A 12,058-nucleotide genomic window follows, 5' to 3' on the forward strand; every position below is an offset into this window, starting at 1 on the left:
CTCCATGGGTAGCACCCTGGAACCCCTGACGGTTATCATAACATCAATGTGTCAATTTCGCCGGGCTCGGGCATAATAACGCCCTGTTTTTTATTGCTTCCATCCGAGCCAATCCATCCCAGAAGCGGAGTGATCTATAACCATGGACATCGCAGCGTACATGGCGGACGTGGGTCGCCAGGCCCGCCAGGCCGCGACAGCCATTGCCCGGTCGTCCACGGCGACCCGGAATCAGGCATTGCTGGCCACTGCCGCAGCCCTGGACAGTGCCCGCGACGCCCTCGCCGAGGCTAACCGCAAGGATCTCGACAACGGCCGCAGGAACGGCCTGGAACCGGCCATGCTCGACCGGCTGGAGCTCACTCCCGAGCGTATTGACGGCATGATCGAGGGTCTGCGCCAGGTCGCCGGCCTGCCGGATCCCATTGGCGCGATAACGGACATGACCTACCGCCCCTCGGGGATCCAGGTAGGCAAGATGCGGGTTCCGCTGGGGGTTATCGGCATCATTTACGAGTCCCGTCCCAATGTAACGGTGGAGGCCGCCAGCCTCTGCCTCAAGTCGGGCAACGCCACCATTCTGCGGGGTGGCTCGGAAGCCATTCACTCCAATCAGGCCATCGCCGAATGTCTGAATGCCGGCTTGCGGGAGGTTGGTCTGCCCGAAGCCTCGGTACAGGTCATCCGCATCACGGACCGGGCTGCCGTGGGCGAGATGATCACCATGCCCGAGTACGTGGATGTCATCGTCCCGCGGGGTGGCAAGGGGCTTATAGAGCGCATCAGCCGGGACGCCCGGGTACCGGTGATCAAACACCTGGATGGGGTATGCCACGTCTATGTCGATGCCCATGCCGATCCCGAAAAAGCCCTGAAGGTGGCTGTGAACGCCAAGACCCAGCGATACGGTACCTGCAACACCATGGAGACGCTGCTCGTGGATGAGGAGATCGCGGACGATATCCTGCCTCTGCTGGCAGGGGCGTTTCGTGAGCATGAGGTGGAGCTGCGCGGCTGTGATGCCTCCCGCGGGATTGTGCCTGACATGGTCGCGGCCACCGAGCAGGACTGGCACGAGGAATACCTGGCGCCGGTGCTGGCGGTTCGGGTGGTGGCAGGTCTCGACGGGGCGATCGAGCATATCAATCGCTACAGCTCCCGGCACACAGACAGCATCATCACTGAAAACTACACCCGTGCCCGCCGGTTTATCACCGAGGTGGACTCCAGTTCGGTCATGGTCAACGCCTCTACCCGGTTCGCAGACGGGTTTGAATATGGCCTTGGCGCCGAGATCGGTATATCCACTGACAAGATTCATGCCCGGGGCCCGGTTGGTCTGGAGGGACTGACGTCACAGAAATATGTGGTGTTCGGCGACGGCCACACCCGGGGCTGAGCCATGCACGTCATTTACGGCGGTACTTTCGATCCGATCCATCACGGTCACCTCCGGGTGGCCGTTGAACTTCGCGAGCGTCTGTCGGTCGATAGCGTTCACCTCGTTCCAAGCCATATCCCTCCCCACCGGGGAACGCCGGGCGGCAACAGTCAGGACCGGCTTGAGCTGCTGCAGCTGGCGGTGGCGGGCGAGCCAGGTCTGCGGATAGACACAAGAGAACTGGATCGTGAGGGGCAGTCCTATACCGCGGACACCCTCCGGCAGCTGCGGGGAGAGCTGGGTGCGGATGCGCCGCTGGCGATGGTGGTTGGCACCGACTCGTTCGCCGGCTTCGACAAGTGGCGGGAATGGAAGACCATTCCGGAACTCGCCCATATTATTCTGGTCCGAAGACCCGGTTCGGAACTGGAGGAAGGCTCGGCACCGGCGGCGATGCTGGCGGAGCGCGTTACCCGAAGTCCGGCAGACCTGCACCGGCAGCCCTGTGGCAGAATCCTGGAAATGGATCCACCGCTGCTGGACATATCCGCCACCGGGATCCGTCAGCGTCTGGAGGACGGGCGCTCAGTGCGCTTCCTGATTCCGGATCCGGTGCTTGAACAGATCCGCCGCCGGGGCCTTTACCGGGAGGGGCGGAAGGCCTGATTTTCTGACCTCGGGCCAGGTTATCGGTGATACACTGTCACTATACCCATATTCCGGTTCCGGCAAAGGCCGGAGCACGACACAGGATGATTATGCAGGCAGAACAGCTCAAAGATATTGTGATCAATGCGTTGGAGGACGTGAAGGCCCAGGACATCAGCGTCATTGATGTGACCGACCGGACCAGTGTGACCGACTACATGGTTCTTGCGTCCGGAACCTCCAGCAGGCACCTGAGGTCGGTGGCGGAGTCCGTGGTCCAGGACATCAAGGAGCGGGGCATCCGCGACGCCAGCGTTGAAGGTGGCGCCACCAGTGACTGGATCCTGGTGGATCTGGGGGACGTTGTGGTTCACGTGATGATGCCTGCGGCCCGTGAGTTCTACGACCTTGAGCGGTTGTGGCGGGACGCGCCTGGACTGGGAGCCGCCGGCAGCGAATAACCATGCGCCTGAAGTTGATTTGCGTCGGGCAGAAGATGCCCGGATGGGTGTCGGCGGGATTCCAGGAGTATGCCCGTCGAATGCCTCGGGAATTGCCCCTTGACCTGACCGAAATCACCATGGCCCACCGGGGCAAGAACCCAGATATCCCCCGTCTGATGCAACAGGAGGGGGATGCCATCCTGACAGCGGCAGGGGACCGGGACCGGGTGATCGCTCTTGAGGTTGGCGGCCATGCATGGTCGACGGAAAAACTGGCCAGCCAGCTGGAGAACTGGCAACTGGAAGGCCGGGACGTGAGCTTCCTGGTGGGTGGTCCCGATGGGCTCCACGAGTCCTGCCGTGCCAGGGCCGACCAGTGCTGGTCACTGTCCCCGCTGACCCTGCCGCATCCGCTGGTGCGTATCCTTCTGGCCGAGCAACTCTACCGTGCCTGGTCCATTACCCGTAACCATCCCTATCACCGCGCTTAGGAGCGTTCATGGCCTGGGGCGAATTCAAAGACATCGCGGCGGAACGGCGGCTTTTCCAGCGTCGTGCCCTGGTGATGCTGGGCCTGGTGGTGCTGTTGTTCTTCATACTGATCGGCCGGTTCTACCAGCTTCAGGTGATCGAACACGAGACCTATACCACCATCTCCGACCGTAACCGGGTCCAGGTCCAGTCGGTGCCGCCCACCCGCGGCCTGATCTACGATCGCAACGGTGTACTCATTGCCGAAAACCGGCCGGTGTTCAGCGTAACGCTGGTTCCCGAGCGGGTCGACGACATGGGTCGGACCCTGGCCCGTCTCGGGGAACTGCTGGCGATCTCGGCGGAGGACATGGAGCACTTCAACCGCCGCCTGCGTGAGCCCCGGCGCCCCTTCCAGGAGCTTCCGCTCCATTACGATCTGACGGAAGAAGAGATCGCCAGCCTGGCGGTTCATCGCCACGAGCTGCCTGGGGTCGAGGTGAGTGCCGAACTGGTGCGTCATTACCCGTTTGGTGAACTCAATGCCCATGCCCTGGGTTATGTGGGGCGCATCAACCGGGAAGAACTGCAAAAGATTGACCCGGTGAATTATGCCGGCACGAACTATATCGGCAAGTCAGGCGTTGAACGGGTGTACGAGGACGAACTTCACGGTCGGGTCGGTTACGAACACGTGGAAACCAACGCCCGGGGCAGAACCCTGAGAGTGCTGGAACGGGAGAACCCCGTGCCCGGGGAGGACCTGGTCCTGCATCTCGACATGCGGCTGCAGAAAAAAGCCTTCGAGCTGTTGGAGGGAAGGCGCGGGGCCATCGTGGCTATAGAGCCGGAGACGGGCGGCATTATCGCTCTGGCAAGCGTACCCGGCTTCGACGCCAATCTCTTTGTTACCGGCATCGGCGTGGAAGCCTATCGGGAACTCAGTGAGTCCTACGACAAACCCCTGTTCAACCGCGCTCTGCGAGGCCAGTACCCACCGGGTTCCACCATCAAGCCCATGCTCCTGCTGGCCGGCGTCGACAGCGGAACCTTCACCCGTGATTATACCATCTGGGACCCGGGCTATTTCCAGCTCGGCGGAGCGGGCCGCCGCTACCGGGACTGGAAACGGGGCGGTCATGGCTGGGTGGACGGCACCAAGGCCGTTGCCCAGTCCTGTGATATCTACTTCTACGAGCTGGGTGTGGAGATGGGGGTGGACGTCATGCATGAGTATCTCTCCGACTTCGGCTTTGGCGCCGTGGCCGCGCTTGACGTGGGCGGGGCATTACCCGGCCTGCTGCCTTCCCGGGACTGGAAACGGGGTGCGCGCAACGAACCCTGGTATCCGGGTGATTCTGTCAACATGAGTATCGGCCAGGGGTTTTTCCTGGCGACACCCCTGCAACTGGCGACCGCCACCGCGGTCATGGCCAACCGTGGCGAGTGGGCCCAGCCCCGAATGCTGCGGGATATCGCTGGCGACACCGAACTGACCGATGTGCTCCAGCCTGAGTACCTGGACAAGGTATCCGTGCGCAACCCCGACAACTGGAAGTACGCCGTCGATTCCATGGAGAAGGTGATGCATGGTGAAAGAGGAACGGCCAGGGCAGCCGCTGTGGGCGCCGAATACAGAATGGCCGGAAAGACCGGCACCGCCCAGGTCTTCAGCCTGGCGGAAGATGAGGAATACGAAGAAGAGGAAGTACGTGAGCGGCTCAGGGACCACGCGCTGTTCATTGGTTTCGCGCCGGTTGACGATCCTCAGATTGCCGTGGCGGTGATCGTGGAGAATGGCGGCAGCGGGAGTGGCACGGCGGCACCGGTAGCCCGGGCCATGTTCGATGCCTGGCTGACGGATTTCAGTCCGGAGCAGTCAGTCATCAGTCAATCCCGGAGGACCGCGCCATGATGGGCCGTTCCGGCGTCGTGGACGCGACCAGCAGCCGTCTGCACCGGCCGCAAAGTATCTGGCACAGCGTCCACCTTGATCCCGTTCTGCTGTTGCTGTTGCTGCTGCTGTGCGCCGGAGGGCTGTTTGTCCTCTACAGTGGCGCGGATGCCAGTGTGCAGGCAGTCAAGTCCCAGGCGATTCGCTTCGCCGTGGCTCTGGTGGCGATGGTCGTGTTCGCGCAGCTGGATCCTTCGGTGTATCGTCGCTGGGCACCGTGGCTCTATGCCGCCGGATTGGCGGGGCTGGTGGCGGTGCTGCTGGTGGGTGTGGGTGCCAAAGGCGCACAGCGCTGGCTGGATCTTCCAGGCCTGCCCCGATTCCAGCCATCGGAAATCATGAAGCTGGTGGTGCCGATCATGGCGGCCTGGTACATGTCCCGCCATTACCTGCCACCGAAATTCCGGCATGTGGCGGTCTGCCTTGGCCTGGTGTTGGTGCCCATGGCGCTGATCATCAATCAGCCGGACCTGGGAACCGCACTTCTGGTCGGGGGGGCCGGCATGTTCGTGGTGTTTTTCGCCGGCCTCAGCTGGCGGCTGATCACCGGATTCGTTGCGCTTCTGGGGGTTGCCGCGCCCCTGATGTGGTTTTTTGTCCTGCGTGAGTACCAGAAGCAGCGAGTGCTTACCCTGCTGGATCCCCAGAGCGATCCGCTGGGTGCGGGCTGGAATATTATCCAGTCCACCACCGCCATCGGGTCCGGGGGCCTGAGCGGAAAAGGATGGTTACAGGGTACCCAGTCTCACCTGGAGTTCCTGCCGGAGAGCCACACGGACTTCATTGTCGCGGTACTGGCAGAGGAGTTCGGGTTTATCGGCCTGCTTATATTGCTGGCGGTCTACTTCCTGATCATACTTCGGTGCCTCTACATCGCCGTTAACGCCCAGGATTCGTTCAGCCGTCTGCTGGCCGGTGCCCTGACCATGACGTTCTTTGTTTACATTGTGGTCAATATCGGCATGGTCAGCGGGCTGCTGCCGGTGGTGGGTGTGCCGTTGCCCCTTGTCAGTTACGGGGGAACCTCAATTGTCACCCTGATGTCGGCCTTTGGTGTGCTGATGGCGATACATACCCATCGGCGGATGATCACCGCGTAATGTCCGGTAATGGTACGAGTCCCGGCTGCGTGCTACGCTCGCGACAAATCGACTGATCTGATCGTGTCCTGATGAACCTCTTGCAACTCACTGTTTCTCTGACCTTGCTCGGCATTTTCACGACTGCTGCGGGCGCCGGTTATGGGGAGCATCCGGAAGCGCGAGCGTTCGTCCGGGAAATGACCCGTGAGTACGGCTTTGATGAGAATCGCCTGAGGGCCTGGCTCGGGGAGGCGCGTCGGCAGGAGCAGGTCATCGAACGGATCAGTTCCCCGGCTGAACGTACCCTCGAATGGCATGAATACCGGGACATCTTCATCAAACCGGAGCGGATCTCCGGGGGAATCGCTTTTCTGGAGGAGTACGAGGATGCCTTCAGGCGGGCGCAGCGCCAGTATGGTGTACCACGGGAGATCATTGCTGCCATTATTGGCGTGGAAACCTGGTATGGACGTTACCGCGGCTCCTACCGGGTGCTCGATGCCCTGGCTACGCTGGCTTTTGACTATCCGCCGCGGAGCCGTTTTTTCCGCAGTGAGCTACAACAGTTCTTCCTGATGGTTCGTGAGCAGGGGTTCGAGCCCGGAAACATGAAGGGTTCCTATGCCGGCGCCATGGGTTATGGTCAGTTCATTGCCAGCAGTTACCGCCACTACGCCATTGATTTTGATGGCGACGGGGTAGTGGATATTTTTGACAACCCCGTGGACGCGATCGGCAGCGTGGCCAACTATTTCGCCGAGCACCGGTGGAAACCCGGCGGGCCGGTGGCCTTCCGTCTGGATGACGGAGTTGTGGTGCCCCCATCATTGTTGTCGGGGGAACTCAAGCCGCGTTTCACGGTCTCGGATTACCGTCAGGCGGGTGTCTCCGTGCCCACCCACCTGGCGGGCAATGAGCCGGCCCGTATGATAATGGTGCAGGGCGCCGACGGCCCCCAGTGGTGGCTGACGTGCCATAATTTCTATGTGATTACCCGCTACAACCACAGTCATCTCTACGGGCTGGCGGTAAAGGTACTCGCGGACGAACTGAGCGGGCCCGCCAGGGTCGGGTCCGCGTCGACAGGGGTTCAGGAAAAAACCGATGAATAAGATGCCCTCGCTGATTGTGTTGATACTGAGCGGCCTGGTGCTCGCCGGCTGCGCAAGCGCGCCCCCTGAAAAGGATCATTCGGCCCGCTATACCATGAAGCAGGACAAAGGTCCGTCCGAGGATGTGGACATCACGGGGCTGATGGACGCCACGCCCCGCTATGAGGCACCCCGAAACGCCGGAAACAAGTCACCCTACGTCGTCTGGGGCAAGCAGTACCGGGTGATGAGCCGTGGCAGCGCCGACGGCTATGTCGAGCGAGGCATCGCCAGTTGGTATGGCAAGAAGTTTCACGGCCACCACACCTCAAACGGCGAGATCTACGATATGTACAAGATGTCGGCGGCTCATAAGAGCCTGCCGATTCCCAGCTACGCCCGAGTCACCAACCTGGCCAATGGCCGTTCCGTGGTAGTGCGAGTGAATGATCGGGGGCCCTTTCACGGCGATCGTCTGATAGACTTGTCCTGGGCTGCGGCGAAGAAGCTCGGATACCTGTCACAGGGAACGGCCCGGGTGGAGGTGGCAGCGATCACCGTGGACTCCGATGGTTCCATGACCCTGGCGGGCGAGGCCTGGCGACCGCTCGCCGGAAGCGCCAAGGAAGAAACGGATCAGGAGGGGGCGTCGTCTGCCGTGACCCGGGGCGGTCTGTTCGTCCAGCTGGGCTCGTTCAGTAATGCCGCACCGGCCAGAAGACTGGAGCAGGAGCTTCGTGGGCGCACGGAGAGCCCGGTCCGGGTTCGTCAGGTCACCACGGAGTCGGGCCGGTTCCACCGGGTTCAGGTGGGGCCCTTTGCGGACACGTCGGAAGCCGAGAAAGCGCTGCGCAGGCTCGCATCCGAAGGTTTTCCCCAGGCCATGGTGCTGACTGACAACCACTGAATTCGCGTGCCTGTGGTCACAGCCCGGGCGCTATATCAATGATCAAAAACCAGATGTGAATGTTTTCATGACCCGTCGAACCGTAAGCCGATTCCTTGTTTCACTGCTAGTGCTTGCCTGGCTGCCGATGGCGGCTCAGGGCCAGCAGGTCCTGATCCCGTCACCGCCCCAGATCAGTGCCAGTTCCTATATCCTGCTGGATCCCGCCAGTGGACGGGTGCTCATGGAAGAGAACAGCGACGAGCGGCTGCCACCCGCCAGCCTGACCAAAATGATGACTGCCTACATTGTCGAGCGCGAGCTGGACGAGGGTCGGCTGGAAATGGACGAGATGGTCCCCATCAGCGTCAATGCGTGGCGTACCGGCGGCTCACGGATGTTCGTGCAGGAAGGGACCAAGGTCAGCGTGGAGGATCTGCTCAGGGGTGTGGTCATACAGTCCGGCAATGACGCCTCGGTTGCACTGGCCGAGCATGTTGCCGGCTCCGAAGGGGCCTTCGCCGACGTCATGAACCAGCAGGCCCGTCTGCTGGGCATGGAAAACTCCCGCTTCCAGAACGCCACCGGCCTGCCGGACCCGGATCACTATTCGACTGCCCGCGATATGGCCATCCTCGCGGCCGCGACCATCAATGACTATCCCCAGACCTATTCGCTCTATGCGGAAAAGCACTTCACCTACAACAACATCCGCCAGCCTAACCGTAATTCCCTGCTGTGGCGTGATCCTTCTGTTGATGGTCTGAAAACCGGCCACACCGAGGAGGCAGGGTATTGCCTGGTGGCGTCTGCCGAGCGGGATGGGGACCGCCTGATCGCGGTGGTGATGGGAGCGGACAGTACCGAGGCCCGAGCCCGGGAAGTCCAGAAAATGCTCAATTACGGTTTCCGCTATTACGAGAGCGTCAGCCTTTACCAGGGCGGGGCAAGCCTGCTGGAGACCCGTGTCTGGGGTGGTGAGAAGGATCAGCTCGATCTGGGTCTGGCCGCGGACATGATCCTGACCATTCCCCGGGGCGCCCGGAAAGCCCTGGAGTCCGTGGTGGAGGTGGACTCGGTGATCAAGGCGCCGGTCGAGGCCGGGGATGAGCTTGGAACGGTCACCATCCGCTATGAGGGGAAGGTGCTGGCCGAGCGTCCGGTTGTGGCTCTGGAGGCCGTGCCGGAGGGTGGTTTGTTCAAGCGCCTGTTCGACGCCATCAAGCTGTTCTTTCATGGGCTGTTCAACTAGTGATTTGCAGCAGAGAGGAAGGGCCCTTGTCATGACCGATACCAAAGCCCCGAAGATTGAGTTCCCCTGTGACTACAGCATCAAGGTGATTGGTGACGCGGCTCCGGACTTTGCCGAGTTTGTCGTGACAGTCGTGGAGGAGCATGCGCCGGGACTGTCCCCGGACAGGATTTCGGTAGTTGATAGCCGCAATGGCCGCTTCAGCTCCGTACGGCTCAACATTGTGGCCACCGGTGAGCAGCAGCTGAAGGCACTTTTCGAGGATCTCAAAGCCAGTGGCCGCGTCCATATGGTCCTTTAGGTACCGTCGTCGATGACTGATCATCCGCTGGTTGTCCGCGAGCTCGGCCTGCAGCCCTACGGGATAGTCTGGGAGGCGATGAAGTCCTTTACCGCCGCCCGGGACCGTTCGGTCCCCGACGAACTCTGGTGTGTCCAGCATCCTCCGGTGTATACGCAGGGGCAGGCCGGTCGGGCGGAGCACATCCTGATGCCCGGCGATATCCCCGTCGTGCAGGTCGACCGTGGCGGCCAAGTCACCTACCACGGTCCAGGTCAGTTAGTGGTTTACCTGATGGTTGACCTGCCCCGGGCCGGCCTGGGCGTGCGCCGGCTGGTGGATATTATCGAGCAATCCCTGGTTGGGGTGCTTGCCGAACACAACATTACCGCTGCCCCCCGGCCCGACGCGCCAGGTGTCTATGTCGAAGGGGCCAAGATTGCCTCCCTCGGGCTGCGGGTGCGCCGTGGCTGTTCGTTCCACGGACTGGCACTCAATATCGATATGGACATGGAACCGTTTTCAAGGATCAATCCCTGCGGCTTTGCGGGCATGCCCATGTGCCAGGTTTCCGATTTCGAGCCCTCTGCCACTCTGCCGGCTCTGTCAGACCGCCTGACCAGTCTGCTCGCAACCGCCTTGGGCCATGACCCCGGCCGTGCCCGGCGTATCGCAGGCTTTGACAGCGACAGCCCAAAGCCAGCATCCTGAACTGGTACCAGCATTCTGCCCGATCCCGTGATCGGTTAATCCGTAACGTCAGGTGATGCATGTCCCGATCCCGTAACGGAAAAACGGTTTCCCGTATCCGCACCGGCAGCTTCGAGCGCCGGCTCAGCATGACCCGTGCCGGCCTGTTCGCCGGCACGCGGGTTGCCTCCCACATGGCCACCAACTGGCTGACAAGCGCCGATCAGCGGGAAGAGCGCCACAAGGCCATGCTGTCCAAGCAGGCCCGCTTTCTGGTGGAGGAGCTGGGCCAGCTCAAGGGGAGCGTGGTCAAGATTGGTCAGATCATGGCGCTTTACGGAGAGCACTTCCTTCCGGAGGAGGTGACTGAAGCTCTGCATACCCTCGAAGACCAGACGTCGGCACTGGAATGGCAGGCGGTGGAAAAGGTACTGAAGGAGGAGTTGGGCGCGGATCGGCTGCAGGAGCTTGACGTGGATCCCGAGCCGATCGGAGCTGCCTCCCTGGGACAGGTACACAGGGCCCGAAGACGTTCTGACGACCTTGAGCTGGTGCTCAAGGTCCAGTATCCCGGTGTCGCAAAGGCAGTGGACAGTGACCTGGACGCGGTCGCCCAGATGTTGCGGGTGGCCCGTCTTGTGTCGTTCGGGCCTGAGTTCAACGACTGGCTGGAAGAAGTTCGGATGATGATGCACCGGGAGGTGGATTACGCTCTGGAGGCTGCCACCACCGAAAAATTCCGCACCCTGCTGGCTGACGATCCGCGCTTCGTAGTGCCCCACGTGCTGATGGAATATTCCACCGAGCATATCATTGCGCAAACGTACGAGCACGGTCACCCGGTGGGGTCTCCGGCGGTCCGGGCGCTGAGCGTTGATCGTCGCAGCCGCCTGGGCGAGGCCGCTCTCGAACTGTTCTTCCGGGAGCTCTTTGAGTGGGGCGAGATTCAGACCGATCCGAACTTCGGCAATTACCGGATCCGGCTTGCCGGTGAACCCGGAGCTGATCCGGACAACGACCAGATTGTGCTACTGGATTTCGGGGCGGTACAGAGCTATTCGGATGAGTTCCTGTCACCTGTGATTCAGATGATCCGCGCCTCCTATGAGCAGGACGAGGAGGGTGTCATCGAAGGCGGTATCGCACTGAATTTCATGCAGCGGGACTGGCCGGATGAAGTGCTGAGCAAGTTCGCACAGGTCTGCATGTCGGTTCTGGAGCCGCTGGCTCCCGCCAACAACAGCTGGCCGGATTATGCGGTAAATGATAAGGGCCAGTACCGCTGGAAGGAAAGCGATCTGCCTTCCCGGGTGGCGCGGGAAGCTGCCCGCTCCGCCGTCAGCCGCTATTTCAAGGTTCCGCCGAAGGAATTTGTTTTCCTCAATCGCAAGTTGATCGGGGTCTACACGTTCATCGCGGTGCTGCGGGCTGAGTTCAACGGTGAGACGCTCCTCCGGAAGTTTCTCTACGGCGACCGGTAAAAACGGGACCTCGACGCCATGCAGCTCCGGGTAGCCGTCGGTGGAACGTCATCGTGACTGGCTATGGCCCCCATCCAAATCATTTACTGGAACCAGATGACAGAGGTGTCATGCTGTTTTTATATCCAGAAAAACAGACGCCGGAGGTGATTCTTGGAAAAAGTGACAATCTATGGCCGCATGAGTTGCGGTTTTTGCGCCATGGCACGCAACCTGTGTGAACAGAAGGGTTTCGAGCACGAATTCATCGACATGCCGGCCCTTGGACTCACCAAGGAGGATGTGGCCCAAAAGCTGGGCCGGCCGGTCCGCACGGTTCCGCAGATCCTGGTGGGTGACAACTATGTGGGTGGCTACGATGAGTTTTCCCGCTATGTAGCCAGCCGCACCTGAAAGACA

The 12,058-nt window shown here is 61.3% G+C and carries 13 protein-coding genes; all 13 read left to right on the plus strand.

Translation table 11 applies throughout. From position 1 onward, the window contains the following. Window positions 1-142 precede the first annotated feature (142 nt). The 13 genes from BM346_RS13085 to BM346_RS13145 all read left to right on the plus strand — a co-directional run bounded on the left by BM346_RS13085 (window position 143) and on the right by BM346_RS13145 (window position 12,052). On the plus strand, window positions 143-1,399 hold the full coding sequence (locus BM346_RS13085; protein ID WP_092013909.1) for a glutamate-5-semialdehyde dehydrogenase: 1,257 nt from the start codon (window positions 143-145) through the stop codon (window positions 1,397-1,399). 3 nt (window positions 1,400-1,402) lie between these two features. Then, window positions 1,403-2,047 (plus strand): nicotinate-nucleotide adenylyltransferase, encoded by a 645-nt coding sequence (nadD, locus tag BM346_RS13090; RefSeq protein WP_092013912.1) that lies wholly within the window; start codon window positions 1,403-1,405, stop codon window positions 2,045-2,047. A 92-nt stretch (window positions 2,048-2,139) separates the two neighbouring features. Next, window positions 2,140-2,490: a ribosome silencing factor gene (gene rsfS / locus BM346_RS13095; RefSeq protein WP_092014993.1), complete on the plus strand. Its 351-nt coding sequence runs from the start codon at window positions 2,140-2,142 to the stop codon at window positions 2,488-2,490. Window positions 2,491-2,492: 2 nt separating this feature from the next. Next, the gene (rlmH, locus tag BM346_RS13100; RefSeq protein WP_092013915.1) at window positions 2,493-2,963 is read left to right on the plus strand and encodes a 23S rRNA (pseudouridine(1915)-N(3))-methyltransferase RlmH; all 471 of its coding nucleotides are present in this window, start codon (window positions 2,493-2,495) and stop codon (window positions 2,961-2,963) included. 8 nt (window positions 2,964-2,971) lie between these two features. Next, the gene (gene mrdA, locus BM346_RS13105) at window positions 2,972-4,858 is read left to right on the plus strand and encodes a penicillin-binding protein 2 (RefSeq protein ID WP_092013918.1); all 1,887 of its coding nucleotides are present in this window, start codon (window positions 2,972-2,974) and stop codon (window positions 4,856-4,858) included. Further along, window positions 4,855-5,997, plus strand: a complete 1,143-nt coding sequence (gene rodA / locus BM346_RS13110; RefSeq protein ID WP_227663013.1) for a rod shape-determining protein RodA — start codon at window positions 4,855-4,857, stop codon at window positions 5,995-5,997. The genes mrdA and rodA overlap by 4 nt, the downstream gene beginning before the upstream one ends. A gap of 71 nt (window positions 5,998-6,068) precedes the next feature. Beyond that, window positions 6,069-7,091, plus strand: coding sequence for a lytic murein transglycosylase B (mltB, locus tag BM346_RS13115; protein WP_092013921.1), 1,023 nt, complete (start codon window positions 6,069-6,071; stop codon window positions 7,089-7,091). Next, the gene (locus tag BM346_RS13120; protein ID WP_092013924.1) at window positions 7,084-7,977 is read left to right on the plus strand and encodes a septal ring lytic transglycosylase RlpA family protein; all 894 of its coding nucleotides are present in this window, start codon (window positions 7,084-7,086) and stop codon (window positions 7,975-7,977) included. Before mltB ends, BM346_RS13120 begins: the two co-directional genes overlap by 8 nt. 67 nt (window positions 7,978-8,044) lie before the next feature. Continuing rightward, a complete protein-coding gene (locus tag BM346_RS13125; RefSeq protein ID WP_092013927.1) occupies window positions 8,045-9,208 on the plus strand; it encodes a D-alanyl-D-alanine carboxypeptidase family protein in 1,164 nt (387 codons plus the stop codon). Between the two features lie 31 nt (window positions 9,209-9,239). After that, window positions 9,240-9,509, plus strand: a complete 270-nt coding sequence (locus BM346_RS13130) for an HP0495 family protein (protein ID WP_092013930.1) — start codon at window positions 9,240-9,242, stop codon at window positions 9,507-9,509. 12 nt (window positions 9,510-9,521) lie between these two features. Then, window positions 9,522-10,199, plus strand: coding sequence for a lipoyl(octanoyl) transferase LipB (lipB, locus tag BM346_RS13135; protein ID WP_092013933.1), 678 nt, complete (start codon window positions 9,522-9,524; stop codon window positions 10,197-10,199). A 59-nt stretch (window positions 10,200-10,258) separates the two neighbouring features. Next, entirely contained in the window at window positions 10,259-11,659 is a 1,401-nt protein-coding gene (locus tag BM346_RS13140; protein WP_092013937.1) for an ABC1 kinase family protein, read from the plus strand. Window positions 11,660-11,812: 153 nt separating this feature from the next. Next, the gene (locus BM346_RS13145) at window positions 11,813-12,052 is read left to right on the plus strand and encodes a GrxA family glutaredoxin (protein ID WP_092013940.1); all 240 of its coding nucleotides are present in this window, start codon (window positions 11,813-11,815) and stop codon (window positions 12,050-12,052) included. The last annotated feature ends 6 nt before the right edge of the window (window positions 12,053-12,058 follow it).

This window comes from Marinobacter daqiaonensis, assembly GCF_900115285.1.
GTDB lineage: Bacteria > Pseudomonadota > Gammaproteobacteria > Pseudomonadales > Oleiphilaceae > Marinobacter > Marinobacter daqiaonensis.

Bases quoted from the DNA above. Each gene is read 5' to 3' on its own strand.
- rsfS (WP_092014993.1), top strand. From the start codon at position 2,140: ATGCAGGCAGAACAGCTCAAAGATATTGTGATCAATGCGTTGGAGGAC.
- BM346_RS13130 (WP_092013930.1), top strand. From the start codon at position 9,240: ATGACCGATACCAAAGCCCCGAAGATTGAGTTCCCCTGTGACTACAGC.
- rlmH (WP_092013915.1), top strand. From the start codon at position 2,493: ATGCGCCTGAAGTTGATTTGCGTCGGGCAGAAGATGCCCGGATGGGTG.
- mltB (WP_092013921.1), top strand. From the start codon at position 6,069: ATGAACCTCTTGCAACTCACTGTTTCTCTGACCTTGCTCGGCATTTTC.
- BM346_RS13085 (WP_092013909.1), top strand. From the start codon at position 143: ATGGACATCGCAGCGTACATGGCGGACGTGGGTCGCCAGGCCCGCCAG.
- BM346_RS13140 (WP_092013937.1), top strand. From the start codon at position 10,259: ATGTCCCGATCCCGTAACGGAAAAACGGTTTCCCGTATCCGCACCGGC.
- nadD (WP_092013912.1), top strand. From the start codon at position 1,403: ATGCACGTCATTTACGGCGGTACTTTCGATCCGATCCATCACGGTCAC.
- rodA (WP_227663013.1), top strand. From the start codon at position 4,855: ATGATGGGCCGTTCCGGCGTCGTGGACGCGACCAGCAGCCGTCTGCAC.
- lipB (WP_092013933.1), top strand. From the start codon at position 9,522: ATGACTGATCATCCGCTGGTTGTCCGCGAGCTCGGCCTGCAGCCCTAC.
- mrdA (WP_092013918.1), top strand. From the start codon at position 2,972: ATGGCCTGGGGCGAATTCAAAGACATCGCGGCGGAACGGCGGCTTTTC.
- BM346_RS13125 (WP_092013927.1), top strand. From the start codon at position 8,045: ATGACCCGTCGAACCGTAAGCCGATTCCTTGTTTCACTGCTAGTGCTT.
- BM346_RS13120 (WP_092013924.1), top strand. From the start codon at position 7,084: ATGAATAAGATGCCCTCGCTGATTGTGTTGATACTGAGCGGCCTGGTG.